This window comes from Microlunatus ginsengisoli, assembly GCF_039537205.1.
Classification (GTDB): domain Bacteria; phylum Actinomycetota; class Actinomycetes; order Propionibacteriales; family Propionibacteriaceae; genus Microlunatus; species Microlunatus ginsengisoli.
Genome location: NZ_BAABAB010000030.1, coordinates 14,056 through 29,952, shown reverse-complemented (window position 1 = coordinate 29,952; position 15,897 = coordinate 14,056). Strand labels below are relative to the sequence as shown.

At 70.6% G+C, this 15,897-nt stretch carries 18 protein-coding genes; 7 read left to right on the top strand and 11 right to left on the bottom strand.

The annotated features are described in order from the left end of the window. Positions 1-362: 362 nt before the first annotated feature. The 4 genes from ABD747_RS19570 to ABD747_RS19555 all read right to left on the bottom strand — a co-directional run bounded on the left by ABD747_RS19570 (position 363) and on the right by ABD747_RS19555 (position 3,595). Positions 363-815, bottom strand: a complete 453-nt coding sequence (locus ABD747_RS19570) for a pyridoxamine 5'-phosphate oxidase family protein (RefSeq protein ID WP_344807744.1) — start codon at positions 813-815, stop codon at positions 363-365. A 73-nt stretch (positions 816-888) separates the two neighbouring features. After that, positions 889-1,812: a universal stress protein gene (locus tag ABD747_RS19565; protein ID WP_344807743.1), complete on the bottom strand. Its 924-nt coding sequence runs from the start codon at positions 1,810-1,812 to the stop codon at positions 889-891. 346 nt (positions 1,813-2,158) lie between these two features. Beyond that, positions 2,159-2,734, bottom strand: a complete 576-nt coding sequence (locus ABD747_RS19560; protein WP_344807741.1) for a dihydrofolate reductase family protein — start codon at positions 2,732-2,734, stop codon at positions 2,159-2,161. A gap of 30 nt (positions 2,735-2,764) precedes the next feature. Next, complete coding sequence (locus tag ABD747_RS19555; protein ID WP_344807739.1) at positions 2,765-3,595, bottom strand: aminoglycoside phosphotransferase family protein; 831 nt, start codon at positions 3,593-3,595, stop codon at positions 2,765-2,767. A gap of 50 nt (positions 3,596-3,645) precedes the next feature. Between ABD747_RS19555 and ABD747_RS19550 the strand changes: the two genes are divergently transcribed. After that, positions 3,646-4,269, top strand: a complete 624-nt coding sequence (locus ABD747_RS19550) for a hypothetical protein (RefSeq protein ID WP_344807737.1) — start codon at positions 3,646-3,648, stop codon at positions 4,267-4,269. Positions 4,270-4,292: 23 nt separating this feature from the next. Here the strand turns inward: ABD747_RS19550 and ABD747_RS19545 are convergent, their stop codons facing one another. From ABD747_RS19545 to ABD747_RS19535, 3 genes are all read right to left on the bottom strand, one after another. Further along, entirely contained in the window at positions 4,293-5,333 is a 1,041-nt protein-coding gene (locus ABD747_RS19545; protein WP_344807735.1) for a hemolysin family protein, read from the bottom strand. Further along, on the bottom strand, positions 5,326-6,684 hold the full coding sequence (locus tag ABD747_RS19540; protein WP_344807733.1) for a hemolysin family protein: 1,359 nt from the start codon (positions 6,682-6,684) through the stop codon (positions 5,326-5,328). Before ABD747_RS19540 ends, ABD747_RS19545 begins: the two co-directional genes overlap by 8 nt. A gap of 86 nt (positions 6,685-6,770) precedes the next feature. Next, the gene (locus ABD747_RS19535; protein WP_344807731.1) at positions 6,771-7,520 is read right to left on the bottom strand and encodes an esterase family protein; all 750 of its coding nucleotides are present in this window, start codon (positions 7,518-7,520) and stop codon (positions 6,771-6,773) included. Positions 7,521-7,617: 97 nt separating this feature from the next. On the opposite strand from ABD747_RS19535, the gene ABD747_RS19530 reads away from it, so the two are divergent. Beyond that, positions 7,618-7,845 (top strand): DUF2630 family protein, encoded by a 228-nt coding sequence (locus ABD747_RS19530; protein ID WP_344807729.1) that lies wholly within the window; start codon positions 7,618-7,620, stop codon positions 7,843-7,845. A 140-nt stretch (positions 7,846-7,985) separates the two neighbouring features. Here ABD747_RS19530 and ABD747_RS19525 read toward each other — a convergent pair whose 3' ends face one another. The 4 genes from ABD747_RS19525 to ald all read right to left on the bottom strand — a co-directional run bounded on the left by ABD747_RS19525 (position 7,986) and on the right by ald (position 12,003). Next, positions 7,986-8,501 (bottom strand): phosphoribosyltransferase, encoded by a 516-nt coding sequence (locus ABD747_RS19525; RefSeq protein ID WP_425562560.1) that lies wholly within the window; start codon positions 8,499-8,501, stop codon positions 7,986-7,988. Further along, positions 8,498-9,262 (bottom strand): exodeoxyribonuclease III, encoded by a 765-nt coding sequence (locus ABD747_RS19520; RefSeq protein WP_344807727.1) that lies wholly within the window; start codon positions 9,260-9,262, stop codon positions 8,498-8,500. Before ABD747_RS19520 ends, ABD747_RS19525 begins: the two co-directional genes overlap by 4 nt. A 106-nt stretch (positions 9,263-9,368) precedes the next feature. Continuing rightward, positions 9,369-10,808, bottom strand: a complete 1,440-nt coding sequence (locus ABD747_RS19515) for an MGDG synthase family glycosyltransferase (protein ID WP_344807725.1) — start codon at positions 10,806-10,808, stop codon at positions 9,369-9,371. A gap of 67 nt (positions 10,809-10,875) precedes the next feature. Beyond that, entirely contained in the window at positions 10,876-12,003 is a 1,128-nt protein-coding gene (gene ald / locus ABD747_RS19510) for an alanine dehydrogenase (protein WP_344807723.1), read from the bottom strand. Between the two features lie 193 nt (positions 12,004-12,196). Between ald and ABD747_RS19505 the strand changes: the two genes are divergently transcribed. The 5 genes from ABD747_RS19505 (at position 12,197) to ABD747_RS19485 (ending at position 15,848) form a co-directional block, all read left to right on the top strand. Further along, positions 12,197-13,063, top strand: a complete 867-nt coding sequence (locus ABD747_RS19505; RefSeq protein ID WP_344807721.1) for a class II fructose-bisphosphate aldolase — start codon at positions 12,197-12,199, stop codon at positions 13,061-13,063. Between the two features lie 115 nt (positions 13,064-13,178). After that, a complete protein-coding gene (locus ABD747_RS19500) occupies positions 13,179-14,270 on the top strand; it encodes a sigma-70 family RNA polymerase sigma factor (protein ID WP_344807719.1) in 1,092 nt (363 codons plus the stop codon). Then, positions 14,267-15,166, top strand: coding sequence for an STAS domain-containing protein (locus ABD747_RS19495; protein WP_344807717.1), 900 nt, complete (start codon positions 14,267-14,269; stop codon positions 15,164-15,166). Before ABD747_RS19500 ends, ABD747_RS19495 begins: the two co-directional genes overlap by 4 nt. Further along, entirely contained in the window at positions 15,166-15,567 is a 402-nt protein-coding gene (locus ABD747_RS19490) for an STAS domain-containing protein (protein ID WP_344807715.1), read from the top strand. The genes ABD747_RS19495 and ABD747_RS19490 overlap by 1 nt, the downstream gene beginning before the upstream one ends. After that, positions 15,564-15,848: a phosphatase RsbU N-terminal domain-containing protein gene (locus ABD747_RS19485; RefSeq protein WP_344807713.1), complete on the top strand. Its 285-nt coding sequence runs from the start codon at positions 15,564-15,566 to the stop codon at positions 15,846-15,848. The genes ABD747_RS19490 and ABD747_RS19485 overlap by 4 nt, the downstream gene beginning before the upstream one ends. Positions 15,849-15,897: the final 49 nt, after the last annotated feature.

Below are 15,897 nucleotides of genomic sequence, written 5' to 3'. Positions count from 1 at the left end.
CGGATGGCCGGTGTGAGCCGGCCAAGTACGGATTCCGCAGCGTCCCCCAACGCCACTGCGAACCCGACGTCTTTCCTGACGATCCCCGTCGGGCTCCCTGTTTCCGTTCGCGCACCGGCGGCGAGATCTCCCCCCCAGATCCCTCGCCGCGGTGCGCCCCGGTGACTTCGAGCCCTCCGCTCAGCCCCTGCGGGCTGATGGGAATACTCTCCCGCATCAACCTCGATGCTTGATCATTCAACTCCAAGGGGTGGCTCAAGAGTCGGTCAAGCTTCCGGGCCGCGACCCCGAGGGGTCGCGGCCCGTCTTGAGGCTTTCTTTGGAAAGTGCAGGATCGGTGCGGTTGTCCGGGCCGGCCGGGCTCAGTCGGCGGGCCGACGGTAGCGCCGGCCGCTGATGGTCTGCGGCTGGATCTCGATGAAGAGCGGCCGCTTGCCGCCGGCCCACGGGACCAGGCCCTCGTCCTCCCAGAGCTCGATCAGGTCGTACTGAGCGTGGATTTCCGTGGCCACGCCGCGGACCACGACGCTCCAGGCCTCGGCCCGGTCGATGGAGTCGATCTCGAAGGCGACGTACGTCCGGTGCCGCAACGCGGACAGCGGCCCGTGGGGAGAAGTCCGGAAGACGATGTTGCCGTTTCGATAGAGAGTGCTGACCGGTAGCACCTGAGGACCGTCGGGAGCGGTCCAGGCGACCCGGCCCGAGTGCGCTGCCCGAAGCAGCCGGCGGCACTCGGCCGTGGACAATACGGACGTCCCCTCGTGCTCGATCGGCTCGACGCCGGTCTCGGTGTCGGTATCGAAGTCGCCGGCCACGACGGACTCCTCTCTGGCCGACGTCGGCGTCGGCCGTTTCACCGGTTCCCGACTCGGGACCGGACGCGGGGGCTCACTCGACGGCGGCGCGGACCGGGTCGTCGATCGGGCGGGGGGTCGGGCGGCTGCCCGCAACCACCATCACCGGGCACGGCGCCTCGTTCAGGCACCGGCGGGCGATGGAACCGAGCCCGCGGGGCTTGGCGGCCGGCTTGTGCCGGCTCACCACCAGAAGCCGAGCGCCGGCCGCGGCGCCCACCAGCGCGGACGGCACCGGACCGGCGACGACGGAAAGCTCGACCGGCACCGTGGGATGGCGGTCGGCGTACGGGGCGACCAGTTCTGCCAGCCGCTCGCGGTGGGTGCGTTCGGCCTGATCGATCTCGTCCGGGTCGGTCGGGGCGTACCCGAGCTGGAACGCGGTGTCCTGCCACTGCCAGGCGTGCACCGCGACGATGCCGCAGTGGAGCGCGTCGGCCTCGGCGAACGCCGCCGCCAGCGCAGTCCCGGCGTGTCCGGCGGCATCGACACCGACGACCACTCCACCCGCGCCGCCGACGGCGCCCGGACGGACGGCCACCACCGGGCATGCGGCCTGCGCCGCGACCGCGGACGTGGTGGAGCCGGCGGAGATCCGGCCCAGAGCGGACAGGTCGCGGCGCTGCAGCACGACCAGGCACGCCTGGGCCGACTCCTCGACCAGCGCCTCCGGGCCTGACCCCGGCGGCGTGCTCACCGACACCTCACGGCCGGCCGGGAGCAGGTCGCGGAGCCGGCGGGCGGCGATCCGCGCCTGCTGGTGACCCTGACGCAGATTGCGCTGATCGACCTCCGGATCCTCGAGCCGGGGCAGCCGGTGGAACGGCTCACACCCGTGCACGACGCGCACCCCGACCCCGCGCCGGCGCGCGGCGGCGGCCGCGTACTCCAGCGCGAGCGCGTAGTCGGACGGGCCGCCGGTGATGCCGACCGCGACCGGCCTCCCGAGGGTGATCATGACTCCGTCCCTTCGCTCGGGCCGGGCGGGCCGGCGGTGCTCGAAAGATCGAAGGGGCCGGCCCGCTGAGCCGGCCCCGAGGTGCTGACCGGGGCGTACGGCGCCCCCTCCGACGCCCCGGTCAGGAACACGTGCGGATGCGGTCGACCCGGACCTGGGGACCGCGGCGAGCGTTATCGGTCGGCACTGACCATCGCCTTGATGTCGCGCACCCGCTGTCGTGACTCCAGTGTGTCCTCGGCGCCCTCGCGCGGGCAGGACCGAAGGTCCCGAGTACGTCCGTCGAACGGTCCCGGTCAGGTCCGGCCCGGTCAGGTCAGGCCCGATCAGGTCAGGGGCGGGCCGATCAGTGCAGCGTCGGCCGGTAGATCAGCTCCTGAATGTCACGGTCGAGCGTGCGGCTCTCGACCAGCTCCAGGTCGAAGTCGGCCGCGTCGGCGAAGATCGGGTCGAGACCGGTCCGCCCGGTGATCACCGGGAAGAGCGTCACCTGGACGTGGTCGACCAGCCCGGCCGCCATCAGCGCACGGTTCATCGACAGGCTGCCGTGCGACCGCAGCGGCACGGGCGACTCCTCCTTGAGGCGGGCGACCACCTCGGCGGCGTCGCCGCTCGCCACGGTCGCATCCGGCCAGTCCAGGGGCTCAACCAGCGTCGACGAGATCACCGTCGCCGGCAGGCTGTGCATCCGGCTGACCCACGGGTCGCGGACATCGGAGTCCTCGGTGCTCTCGGCCAGCATCTGCGCGAACAGCCGGTACGTGTTCGCCCCGAGCACCATCCGCTGCTCCTCGGCGTACAGCTCGAGCCGGTGGGCCAGCAGCTCCGGGCCCTGCTTGCCCCAGTAGCCCGTCCAGTCCCCGCCGGCCGCTCCGAAGCCGTCGAGACTGGAGAAGATGTCGAAGGTGTAGGTAGCGGTCATGCCCTCACAGACCCGTGAGCGCGGCGAGATTCATCGGCCGGCGAGCGCGCTGCGGAGCTGACCGAGCCACTCCGCCCCCAGCCGACGCCCGTCCGGGAACTGGTCGTCACGGTCCCAGCGCCAGGCGGTGATCATCGCCAGGACCAGCAGCCGGCAGTCGCGGAGCAGGTCGCCGTCCGCGTCCGGATAGTGCTCGGCAACGGCTTCGGGCGCATGAGCCAGATCGAATTCGACCGGTCCGCGACAACAGGTCTCCAGGTCGACGAACAGCAGCCCGCGGGTCGTGGTCAACAGGTTGCCCGGGTGCGGCTCCCCGTGCAGGATCTGCTGTACGCCCCGCTCGTCGACGGCGCGGCCGAGCATTTGCAGGGCGTCGGCGAGGAGTTCGCGGTCCTGCTCGGCCAGGGCCGCGGTGAGCTCCCGGTCCGTCACGAGCCGCCGCGCCTCGTCCACCCGGTCGGTGAAGTGCGGGGTCGGCACGTCCAGCTCGCGCATGCCGGCATGCAACCGGCTGAGCGCCGCGGCATAGTCGGCCGGTGCCGGTTCGCCGCTACCCGCCGGTTCGTAGTACGTCCAGAGTGTGACGACGAAGCCGTCGTGTTCGTACGGCCGCGGCTCCACCCGTGGAGCGGGCGCGGCGACCGGACATCCCGCCTCGACGAGCCGCCCGGCCAGGTCCAGCTCGAACCGGGCCACCTGGCGCGCCGACGGTGCGACCTGGGCCAGCACGTCGCCGGGCGACAGCCGGAGGGTGAGCCGGTTCGAGTCGTGCACGACGACGGCGTCGTCGGCGGCCAGGCCCAGCGAGCGCGCGATCGCCAGGCCGGCGGCCACCGCGCGGCGAGCCTCCGCTTGCTGCATCTGGTCCCCTCTCTCCGACGACAGCGTGCCACGCGACGTAGCGTGAGCGCGTGCCGTTGCAGAACCGGGTCACCCCGTTCGGCGAGCTCGTCGCCGTGCCCCAACGTGGTCTGGTCTACGGCAACCGGGGTTGCCTGCACGACGCCGCGGGACGGGTCCGGCGCCACCACGCGGGACGGCGCTGGATCGCGTGCCGGCTGGTCTTCCGCGACTGGCACCGCTCGCCCCTGCTCCAGCCGGGCCGGTTCACCGAGCTGTTCTTCCTCGACGAGGCGACCGCGTGGGCGGCCGGCCACCGGCCGTGCGCGCTCTGCCGGCGCGCCGACTACGACCGCTTCGTACGGCGGTGGGCAGCGCTGCACCCTGGCGAGCGTGGTGCCGACGCGATCGATGCCCGGCTGCACGCCGAGCGACTCGTCGGAGGTCGCCGGCGGCTCCACCGGTGTGCGGTCGCCGACCTGCCGGACGGGGCGATGCTGGCCGACGGGGGCGAGCCGTGGCTGGTGCTCGGGGACCGGCTGCGCCGCTGGACCCCGGGCGGGTACGCCGACAGCCGGGACCGCGGTGAACTGGTCGCCGCGGAGGTGCTCACCCCGCCGAGCCTGGTCGCGGAACTGGCCGCCGGTTGGTCGCCGGAGGTTCCGCTGCTGCACCCCTCGGCGTACGACGGCTGAGGCTCGGCTGCCCGGCTCCCCGGTCATCGGGCGGTCGCGTCGTCGACCTCGCCGACCAGCTCCTCGATGATGTCCTCCAGGAACAGCACGCCGCCGACCGCACCGCCGCGGTCGACCGTGCGGGCGACGTGCGAGCCGCGGCGCCGCATGGCCGCCAGTGCGTCCTCGATGTCGGCATCGGGCAGCACCGACATCAGCGGCCGTACGCGCTTGGCCGGCACCGGAGCCTCGGCCGCGGCACCGGTGGTCAGGTCCATCACGTCCTTGAGGTGGACGTACCCGGCCGGGACTCCGTCGGCGTCGGTGAGGACGTAGCGGGAGAAGCCGTGCGCGGCCACCGCCCGCTGGACCTCGGCCGGCGTCGCCGTCCGCGGCAGCATCACCATCTCGGCGAGCGGCACCGAGATGTCGCGCACCTTCTTCGCGGTGAACTCGAACGCGTTGCTCAGCGCGCCGGTCGTGTCGCTGAGCACCCCTTCGCGGGTCGACTGCTCGACGATCCCGGCCACCTCGTCGAGGGTGAACGTGCTGGCCGCCTCGTCCTTCGGTTCGACCCGGAACAGCCGCAGCACCCCGTTGGAGGTTGCGTTCAGGGCGAAGATGACCGGCCGGAACACCCGGGAGACGAACACCAGCGGTGGGGCCAGCATCAGCACCGCCCGGTCCGGCACCGAGAAGGACAGGTTCTTCGGCACCATCTCGCCGAACACCACGTGCAGGAAGGTGACCAGCAGCAGCGCGACCACGAACGCGATCACGCCGACCGTCTCGGCCGACAGGCTGGTCAGCCCGAGCGGGATCTCCAGCAGGTGATGGATCGCCGGCTCCGACACGTTCAAGATCACCAAGGAGCAGATGGTGATGCCCAGCTGGCTGGTGGCCAGCATCAAGGTGGCGTGCTCCATCGCATAGAGGGCGGTCCGGGCGGAGCGGCTGCCGGCCTCCGCCCGGGGCTCGATCTGGGACCGGCGGGCGGAGATGACGGCGAACTCGGCGCCGACGAAGAACGCGTTGGCCAGCAGCAGCACGACCAGCCAGATCAGGCCGGGGAGATAGTCAGCCATCGAGGTCCTCTCGCAGCTGGTCCAGCACGACGTCGTGCTCGGACTCGCCCGGCTCCGGTTCCGGCGGGGTATAGCGCAACCGGTCGACGCGGTTGCCGTCGACCCGTTCGACCCGCAGCACCCCGTGCGGCAGCTCCACCTCGTCGCCGACCTCGGGGATGCGGTCCAGCTCGTCGGTGACGAAGCCGGCCAGCGTCTCGTACTCGTCGGTGTCGGGCACCCTGACCCCGGTCCGCTCCAGCAGCTCGTCGGGTCGCAGCGACGCGTCGAACAGGATCGAGCGGCCGTCCCGGACGATCCCGGCCCGGGTCCGGTCGTGCTCGTCGCGGAGGTCGCCGACCAGCTCCTCGACAAGGTCCTCGAGCGTGACCAGGCCGTCGGTGCCGCCGTACTCGTCGGTCACGATCGCGATCTGGAAGCCGCCGCGCCGGAGCAGCCCGAGCAAGGTGTCCACCCCCATCGAGCGCGGCACCCAGAGCGGGTCGACCATCAACTCGGCGGCACTCACCTCGTCCCGGTTCGCCGGATCCACGGCGAACGCCTGCTTGACGTGCACCACGCCGAGGATGTCGTCGGCGTCCTCGCCGATCACCGGGAAGCGGGAGAACCCGGACCGCTGCGACGTGGCCACCACGTCCTGGGCCGTGTCGGTCCCCCTGATCTTGGTCATCCGAACCCGCGGAGTCATCACGTCCTCCGCGGCGTGCTCGCTGAACCGCAGGGTCCGGCTGAGCAGGGTGGCGTGGTCTTGGTCGAGCAGGCCCTCGGTCGCGGACCGGCGGACCAGCGAGCTGAGCTCCTCCGCGGTCCGCGCCCCGGACAGCTCCTCCTTCGGCTCCACCCCGAACCGGCGGATGATGGCATTGGCGGTGTTGTTGAACAGCAGCACGATCGGCTTGAACACCGCGGTGAACACCGCCTGGAACGGCACCACCACCTTGGCGGTCTGCCGGGGCAGCGCCAGGGCGAAGTTCTTCGGCACCAGCTCGCCCAGCACCATCGAGAAGACGGTCGCGATCGCCACCCCGATCACCCGGCCGATCCACGGAATGCTCGACTCCGGCAGTCCCAGCGCGGTCAGCGGCCCCGCGATCAGCGCGCTGATCGCGGGCTCCATCGTGTAACCGGTGAGCAGCGTGGTGAGGGTGATCCCCAGCTGCGCGCTGGACAGGTGGGTCGAGGTGATCTTGAGCGCGTTGATGATCACGCCGAGCCGCTTCTCACCGCGCTCGGCCCGGGTCTCCAGGTCGTGCCGGTCCAGGTTGACCAGGGAGAACTCGGAGGCGACGAAGAATCCGGTGCCCACGGTCAGCACGAGGCCGACCGCGACCATCGCCCACTCGACGATCATGGGCGCTCAGCTACCGGCAGGGTCGGGGTCGGGCATGGTTCCGAGCAGTGTAGTCGGGCCTGGGCGGTTCCCCGCCGCCCGAGTTGTCAGCAAAAGCGCGGCAGGTGGTGGGCCAGCTGACGCTGCCACCAGACCCAGTCGTGGCTGACGTCGTAGCCCCACAGATCGAGCTCGCAGCGGATCCCCTTGTCCTGGAGCAGGCCCGCCATCACCCGGGTGGTCGGCAGGCACCGGGTCGGCTGCGTCTCCCAGGCGCCCTGGCCGACGACCAGCAGCAGCGACAGCCGGCTCTGCAGCCAGCCCAGGTGATCCCCGTGCAGGTTGGGTACGTAGTGGGTCGGGTTGGCGAAGTACGCGGCGTCGGCGCTCTCGCCCCAGGCCCGCCAGGTCGACGGGTCGTAGTTGCCGGACAGCCCGATCGCCAGCGGTGCCAGATCGGGCCGCTGCAGGGAGAACTGCACCGCGTGGTAGCCGCCCAGGCTGCAGCCGGTGCTGATCAGCTCGGCGTCCTGGCTGGTGTCCCGCTTGATCCAGGGCACGACCACGTCGGTCAGCCAGCGGTGATAGGCGCCGTGCCGGCGGGCCCGTTCCTCGATCGGCAGGCCGTACGCCGACCAGGTGTCGGCGTCCAGCGAGTCGACGCAGTAGAGCTTGATCCGGCCGTCGTCGATCAGGTCCCGAACGGCGTCGACCATGCCGAAGTTCTCGAAGTCCCAGGCTCGGCCCGACTGGCTGGGAAAGGCGAGGACCGGCCGGCCCCAGTGGCCGTACGCGATCATCGTCAGGGCGCGGTCGGACCCATCGCCCAGCGGCAGGTCGACGTGTCGGCGGTCCACGGCGTCATCCAACCCGGCCAGGGCCGCGAACGCGAAATCGGTGGCCGGGTGCGAGACTGGCCAGGGCAGGCGAGGCAGATCGAGTATGGAGGTTCCGGTGAGCGACGAGGCAGACATCCTGGGCCGGATCAACGCCCTGGTGCAGACCGAGCACGAACTGCGCGACACCCCCGGCCACGACACCACCCGGCTGCGTGACATCGAGCACGCCCTCGACCAGTGCTGGGACCTGCTCCGCCAGCGCCGTGCCCGCCAGGAGTTCGGCCAGGACCCGGACGAGGTCGACGTACGCCCCGAGGCAACTGTCGAGGGCTACCTCCAGTAGTCCCGCCGCTCCCCCGGCCCCGCCCCGGAAACTGTGCAGCTCTTGCAGCGACACGCCGGCGGAGCCTGTAACAGCCGCACAGTTTCCGGCCTAGGTGGCTCCGGTCCGGGTCGAGCGGGACACCGCGGCACCGCCCCAGGTCAGGAGTCGGTCAGGCCGATCCGGCGGCGCAGCGGCGGCTCGGAGGACCACGGGAAGTTGATCCAGCGCTCGGTGTGCCGCCAGGCGTAGTCGCAGCTGATCACCGAGTGCGGCTTGGCATAGATCACCGCGGTCCGCGCCTCGGCGACATGACCGGCGCAGAAGTCGTGGACCAGCTCGAGGGTACGCCCGGTGTCGGCGACGTCGTCCACGATCAGCACCCGGGCCTCGTCCAGGTCGCCGGCGTTCAGCACCGGGGGCAGCATGATCGGCACGTCCAGCCGTTCGTTCACGCCGGTATAGAACTCGACGTTGACGGTGAACAGGTTCTTGCAGTCGATGGCGTACGCGATCGCGCCGGCCGGGATCAGCCCGCCGCGCGCGATGCCGAGCACGATGTCCGGCTCGAAGCTGCTGTCCACGACCATGCCGGCCAGCTCGCGGATGCCCACCCCGAAGGCCGACCAGGTCAAGACCTCGCGCTCCGACGTCAGCAGCGTGCTTCCCTCGCTCACGCCGTGACCTCGATCTCGACGTCGGCGATCACCGGAGCATGATCGGACGGCAGCTTTCCCTTGCGGGCCTCGCGATCGACGTACGCATCCTCGACCCGGACGGCGGCCGAGGCCAGCATCAGATCGATCCGCATGCCCTGGTCCTTGTGGAACATCCCGGCGCGGTAGTCCCAATAGGTGAACGGATGATCACCCTTTCCGGGCCGCGCGGACACGTCCGTCAGTCCCCAGTCGATCAAGCTCTGCACGCCGTCCCGCTCGGCCGGCGTGACGTGGGTGGAGCCGACGAAGACCGCCGGGTCCCAGACGTCCGCGTCGCTCGGGGCGACGTTGAAGTCGCCCATGATCACCATCGGGTCGGCCGGATCGAGCGGGTCCAGCGTGGCACGCAGCGAGCCGAACCAATCCAGCTTGTACGCGTACATCGGGTCGTCCAGCGACCGGCCGTTGGGGACGTACACGCTGGTCACGGTCAGTGCTCCGCAGCGGGCCGTCGCCAATCGCGGCTCCGGGTGCCCCGGCAGGCCCCGCGAGACCGGTTCGAGGCCGACCCTCGACAGCACCGCGACGCCGTTCCACCTGCCGTCGCCGACGTGCAGGGCCTGGTAGCCCAGCGCCTCCAGCTCGGCGAACGGGAAGCCCGCGTCGGCGCACTTCGTCTCCTGCAGGGCGACGGCGTCCGGCTCCCTCGTCTCCAGCCAGTCCAGCAGCCGCGGCAACCGGGCCCCGATCGAGTTCACGTTCCAGGTGGCGATTCGCACGCCCCCATCCTCTCCCCGACCCGGACGTCGCGCCGCCGGTGTCGGCCCGCGCCAGGCGCAGACACGGCGCGAGCCGACATCCGTGGCGCGAACTGCCGGGGGCTCGTCAGGCGAGCCCGAGGGTCAGTTCCGGTGAGGACTGGAGCAGCCGGCGCATGGTCAGCAGCAGGTCGGCGTCGGCGCGGCGGCGGCGCAGCTCGCTCAACTGGAGCGAGGAGATCATCACCAGCGGCCGGCGCGACAGCGGCGCCGGCGTGGTCCGCTCGCGCAACAGGTCCGCTTGGGTCTCGGTGATCACGGCGAGGGAGAACCCGGTGTCGGAGTCGATCAGGGTGCGCACCCGGCTGCCCGCCGGAAGCTCGGTGGCCGCGATCCCCTGCTCGGCGGCCGCGAGCATCGAACGCTGCGCCGTGGTGGAGATCCACAGCGGCGGCACGTCCCGCATCACCGCTCGGGCGATCCGGTCGCCGGCGTCGGGGAAGCCCAGCCGGCGTGCCGCGGCCGCCATCCGCTCGATCCGCTCGGGCTCGCGGAGCAGCGCCTCGATCTTGTAGCCGACCGTCGTGGTGTAGTTGCAGCGGACGGCGGCGCCCTCCTCCAGCAGGAAGTCGCTGTTGCGCTCCTCCTGGCCGGGGATCGGGTTGATCAACACCATCGGCAGCCCGGCCGCCATGCACTCGGAGGACGAGAGCCCGCCGGGCTTGCCCACGAACAGCGTGGCTACCCGCATCAGGTCGGCCATCTCGGTGGTGTAGCCGAGCACCTTGAACCGGTCCGTGGCACCGGCGACCATCGCATCGATGTCGGCCTTGAGCTCGGCGTTGCGGCCGCAGACGATGACCGCCTGGAAGGGCGTCTGCAGCGCCAGCGCCTGCTGGACGATCACCTTGGTGTACGAGCCGCCGGACGCGCCGGCCGAGATCAGCACGGTCGGCTGGTCCTCGGTCAGCCCGAACTTCCGGCGGATCGCATGACCGTCCACCGGCTCACCCAGCACCGGACGTACCGGGATGCCGGACACCGTCAGCCGGTCGGCCGGGACGCCGATCGCCGCCATATGCGCCTTGGTCTCCTCACGAGCCACGAAGAACTCGGTGAACTGGCTGGTCAGCCACAGTCCCTGGAAGTCGTAGTCGGTGGTGACGATCGCGAGTTTCGCTTCGAGCGTGCCCCGGGTGAGCATCAGCGCGACCAGCCGGGCGGGCAGGAAGTGCGTGCAGACCACCACGTCGGGCCGGAACGCCTTGATCTGCTTGACGGTCGAGGTGGTGTTCATCCGGTCCCAGAACCGCACCGTTCGGGCGAGGTCGAAGGGCACGTCGTTGGCGTCGTAGCCCCACTCGATCAGTGACGGGACGTCGGCCACGAGCTTGAAGTACGCATCGTCGTACAGCTTGCGATAGAGCTTGTTCGTGCTGTCCAAGACGTCGGCGCGCTCGGCGATCTCGACCGACGGCTGATGCCGGAACGCGTTCTCCAGCACCTGTGCGGCCATGTTGTGGCCGGAGCCGACGCCAGCGCCGAGGATCATGATTCGCGAGCCCACCTGCAGCATCGTAGGGGGTCGCTCCCGACTCGCGCCTCACCCGAAACGGGCCAGCGCCCGCCCGGGCTCAGCCGGCCAGCACCTCCGCCGGATCGCGATAGGCCAGTCCGTGCGCCTCGGCGACGGGCTCGTTGAGCAGGTCGCCGGCGACCGTGGACAGGCCCTTGGCCAGGGCCGGATCGGCCGCGGCGGCGCCACGGACGCCCTTGTCGGCGACCTTGACCAGGTAGGGCAGGGTGGCTGCCGTGAGGGCCATGGTGGAGGTCCGGGCGACCGCGCCGGGGATGTTGGCGACGCAGTAGTGCACCACTCCCTCCTCGACGTAGGTCGGGTCGGAGTGAGTGGTCGGCCGGCTGGTCTCGAAGCAGCCGCCCTGGTCGATGGCGATGTCGACCACCACGCTGCCGGGCCGCATGGTGGCGATCATCTCCCGGGTGACCAGCTTCGGCGCCTTGGCGCCCGGCACCAGCACCGCGCCGATGACCACATCGGACTCGGCCACCGAGGCGGCGGTGATCGCCCGGTTCGGGATGACCAGGTCGAGCCGGCCGCCGAACACGTCGGACAGGTAGGCGAGCCGGGACGGGTTGGTGTCGAGGACCCGGACGATGGCCCGCATCCCGAGGGCGATCTTCGCGGCCTCGGTGCCGGACACGCCGCCGCCGATGATGGTCACCTTGGCGGCCGGGGTGCCGGGCACGCCGCCGAGCAGGATCCCGGCCCCGCCCGCGGGCGACTCCAGCGCGTGCGCCGCGGCCTGCACCGACATCCGCCCGGCGACCTCGCTCATCGGCGTCAGCAGCGGCAGCTTGCGGTCCGCGGTCTGGACCGTCTCGTAGGCGATGGAGTCGATCCGGTGCTCGAGCAGGAACTGGGTCAGCTGCTTGTCCGCGGCCAGATGGAGATAGGTGAACAACTGCTGTCCGTCGCGGAAGCGGTGGTATTCCGCCGGGATCGGCTCCTTCACCTTCACGATCAGGTCGGCACCCGCGAACACCTCGTCCGCACTCGGCAGCAGGGTGGCGCCGGCGGCGACGTACTCCTCGTCGGAGAACCGCGAGCCCGCGCCGGCACCGGCCTCGACCAGCACCTGATGCCCGTGGTGAACCAGTTCCGCCACCCCGTCGGGCACGACAGAGACCCGGTTCTCGTTGTCCTTGATCTCCTTCGGGACACCGACGACAAGCGCTGACATGGTGAGCTCCTTCGTGGTTGAGGCGTCACCACGGATCGTCGCAGACCGGCGGCGACGGCGCGAGACCCGCCCTGGGTGGTCCGGACGATCCTCGGGCACCGGACCGGGCGGTGCCGCGCCCTCCCGGCGCGGTTTCACCGCCGAGGCTGCGGCAGGATCGTGATCGAGCCGAACCCGCGAGGAGATTGCGACCATGCCTCTGACCGCCACCCGGCCGCTCCTGGTCGACGCGACCGCGGGCGGCACCGCCGTGGCCGCGTTCAACGTGATCACCCTGGAGTACGCCGAGGGCATCGTCGCCGGTGCGGAGCGCGCCGGCCGGCCGGTGATCCTGCAGCTCAGCGAGAACGCCAGCACCTTCCACGGCGGCGACCCGCGGCCGATCACGGCCGCCATGCGTGCGCTGGCCGAGCGTTCGGCCGTACCGGTGGCGCTGCACCTGGACCACGTCGAGGACGTCGAGCTGCTGCACACCGCCGCGGACGCCGGCTTCGGCTCGGTGATGTTCGACGCCGGGCGGCTGCCGTACGAGGACAATGTCGCCGCCACCCGCGCGGCAGCGCAGTGGGCTCACGACCAGGGGCTGTCGATCGAGGCCGAGCTGGGTTACGTCGGCGGCAAGGCGACGCAGGTGCAGAGCGCCCACGCCGCCGGCGTGCGGACCGACCCCGCCCAGGCGGCCGAGTTCGTCGCGGCGACCGGGGTCGACGCCCTGGCGGTCGCGGTCGGCAGCTCGCACGCGATGACCAGCCGGACGGCCGCGCTGGACCACGACCTGATCGCCCGGATCGCCGCGGCCACGGACCTACCGCTGGTCCTGCACGGATCCTCCGGCGTTCCGGACGACGACCTCGCCGCCGCGGTCGTCGCTGGCATGCGCAAGATCAACATCGGCACCATGCTGAGCGTCGCGTACACGAGCGCGATCCGGACCGCGCTGGCGGCGGATCCGGCCGCAACCGATCCGCGCCGCTATCTGGCCCAGGCGCGAGCCGCGATCGCCGACCGGGCCGCGGCGATGTTCCACGTCATCGGCCGTCCCACGCCGACATCGTCCTGATCGGCGCGCGCTCGACCCGGGTCGGCGGTCGGCTGCAACCCCGACCCGTCCACTGCGTTGGCGCCCGGGCTTGCGTGGATCGGGTCCCGTCGATCCCGGGCGTATCGTTGCGGCTGTGGGGACCGGTGGCGGTGTCGATGACGACCCAGGCGCCGCCGTAGCCGCCGACTCCGCCGTCGAGTCGCTGATCCCGATCGTCGGCCGGATCGTTCGCGCGCGGGTCGCCGATCCCGCCGTGGCGGAGGATCTCGTCCAGGAAACGCTGGCCAACGTGCTCGCGAAGGCGGACGGAGTCGCGCCCGCGATGCTCGAACCGTACGCGATCGCCGCCGCTCGGAACGTGGTCAAGTCCATGTGGATCGACCGCGATCGGCAGCGCCGGAACCAGCATCGCGTGCTGCAGGTGGACACCACGGCCGATGTGGACGAGGACATGCTCCGGCATGCCGACGTCGAGGCGGTCTCGGGGGCCTTGGCCCGGCTGACCGAGGAGGAGCGCGCGGTCCTGCTCGCGCACGAGATCGCCGGACAAGGCACCAAGTCGCTCGGTGCCGAACAAGGGCGCTCCGCTGGCGCCGTCGCCGCGGAACTGAACCGCACGCGCGCCCGGCTCAGGGTGGAGTATCTGCTCCTGCTGCATCACGCAGACCCGCCGACCGAGCGATGCCGACCCGTGCTGCTCTCCCTCTCCGCGGCAGATCGGCGCCGGCAGTCGGAGCTCGGCGCCGCACGCCACCTCCTGGAGTGCGAGCTGTGCTCGCGGCTGAGCCAGCCGTTGCTGCAGCGTGGTCAGTCCCGCACGGACGAGCTGCGGGTGCCGGTCGAGTGCGATGCCGACATCGTCTCGGCCCGGAAAGCCGCACGAGAGCTTGCCGGCAGAATCGGCTTCTCCGCCACCGACATCACCGTGATCGCGACCGCGATCTCGGAGATCAGTCGGAACATCGTCCGCTTCGCCGATCGAGGCGAGGTGCGGCTCGAGGTGCTCGATCAACCGCGTCCGGGACTGAAGGTGGTGGCTCGTGACGCCGGCCCCGGAATCGACGATCTCGAACGGGCGATGGCGGTGGGCTACAGCACGTACCACGGGTTGGGGCTGGGACTGCCCGGAGCTCGCCGGTTGATGGACGAGTTCGAGGTGATCAGTCAGCCCGGGCGAGGGACGACGGTCGTGATGACGAAATGGCGATGGAGGGAGCACCGGTGAACAACCGACCGATCAGCGACGACCTGGGTTCCGGACCGAACCCGGCCGAGGTCGACGAGCGGCAGCTGCTGCCACAGCTGGTGTCACATCTGCGGGAACACCGCACCAAGCTGCGCCAGGAGTGGGAGCACCGCATCGAGGGGGCGCACCTGCTCCAGGCGATGACGCCACAAGAGATGGCCGACGAGACGACGTCGGTCTACGACAACTACGTCGAGGTGCTCGAGACGGGTAGCGTCGAAGCGCTGCAGCGCTACGCGAAGGACCTGTCCGAGCGGATCATTCCGCGCGGCGTCGAGACGAACGAGGTGGTGGGCATCGTGCTCCTGCTGCGCGACGTCCTCGCCCGGTCGCTCTTCGAGAAATACCAGGACAACTTCTCGCTCCTGAACCAGGTGCTGGACGCCTACGAGCCCGCCGCCAACCGCATCGCCAACACGGTGGCGGTGAGCTTTGTCGACGAACGCGAACGCGTCATCCGCCAGCAGCAGGACTCCATCCGAGAACTGTCGACACCCGTGCTGCCGGTGCGCGAGCGCCTCTTGATCTTGCCGATCATCGGCGTGCTGGACACCGAGCGCGCGCGCCAGCTGACCGAGCAGCTGCTGTTGGGAATCCGAACGCATCGAGCGAAGGTGGTGGTGATCGACATCACCGGGGTCCCGGACGTCGACGAGGCGGTCGCCAACTACCTCGTCCGCACGGTCGACGCGTCCCGGCTGATGGGAGCAAGCGTGATCATCACGGGCTTGTCACCCGAGATCGCCCAGACCCTGGTGACGATCGGTGTCGACCTGAGCAAAATGAATACCATCGGAGACCTGCAGGGCGGCCTGGAGGAAGCCGAGCGTCTGTTGGGCTATCGGGTGATCCGGCAGGAGGAGTCGGCGGAGTAGTGGACAGCGGACCGGCACTGGTTTCGATCCTGCGACAGGGCCCTTACCTGATCGCATCGATCCATACTGCGCTGGACGACTCTCAGCTGATCAAGTTCCAGCAGGACCTCGTCGATCAGATCGGGCGGTACCGATCGCGTGGCGTGATCATCGATGTGGCGGCGCTCGACGTGCTGGACTCCTTCGCGGCCCGGACGCTGCGCAACACGGCGGAGATGGCCCGGCTCCGTGGAGCCATCACCACGATCGCCGGGATCCAGCCCGACGTCGCGTTCGCCATGGTCGAACTCGGGTTGGACACCGGATCGATCCACACCGCACTCGATCTGGAGGGCGCGCTCGAATACCTCGGGGAGGTCGACGTCGACGTCGATCGTGATCATCGCCGACCTCGACGATGATCAGCGAAGCGTCGCTGCGTCGCGATTATCACGCGGCGTTCCTCGGTCATCTGTTCCACCGGGACGAGCGCTCGCTCCGGTTCGGCTACGAGCTCGGTCGACGAGCGGTGGTCGAGGAGGTCAGTGTGCTCGATCTCGCGATCGTCCATCACGAGGTGTTCCGGCAGATCCTCGCCGAGACGCGTTCCGACGAGGTGGACGACGTCATCGCGGCGGCGTCGGAGTTCTTCGTCGAGGTGCTGGCGACGTACCACATGACTCACGGGGCGCCGCGGACCTGACCGCCGATCGGCGGAGGGGTCGCGACGCCCCGATCGCCCGACGACGCAC

What these genes read in the sequence shown, in the direction of transcription:
- ABD747_RS19485 (WP_344807713.1), top strand. Translation starts at nt 15,564, where the DNA reads ATGATCAGCGAAGCGTCGCTGCGTCGCGATTATCACGCGGCGTTCCTC.
- ABD747_RS19545 (WP_344807735.1), bottom strand. Translation starts at nt 5,333, where the DNA reads ATGGCTGACTATCTCCCCGGCCTGATCTGGCTGGTCGTGCTGCTGCTG.
- ABD747_RS19560 (WP_344807741.1), bottom strand. Translation starts at nt 2,734, where the DNA reads ATGACCGCTACCTACACCTTCGACATCTTCTCCAGTCTCGACGGCTTC.
- ald (WP_344807723.1), bottom strand. Translation starts at nt 12,003, where the DNA reads ATGTCAGCGCTTGTCGTCGGTGTCCCGAAGGAGATCAAGGACAACGAG.
- ABD747_RS19505 (WP_344807721.1), top strand. Translation starts at nt 12,197, where the DNA reads ATGCCTCTGACCGCCACCCGGCCGCTCCTGGTCGACGCGACCGCGGGC.
- ABD747_RS19555 (WP_344807739.1), bottom strand. Translation starts at nt 3,595, where the DNA reads ATGCAGCAAGCGGAGGCTCGCCGCGCGGTGGCCGCCGGCCTGGCGATC.
- ABD747_RS19540 (WP_344807733.1), bottom strand. Translation starts at nt 6,684, where the DNA reads ATGATCGTCGAGTGGGCGATGGTCGCGGTCGGCCTCGTGCTGACCGTG.
- ABD747_RS19565 (WP_344807743.1), bottom strand. Translation starts at nt 1,812, where the DNA reads ATGATCACCCTCGGGAGGCCGGTCGCGGTCGGCATCACCGGCGGCCCG.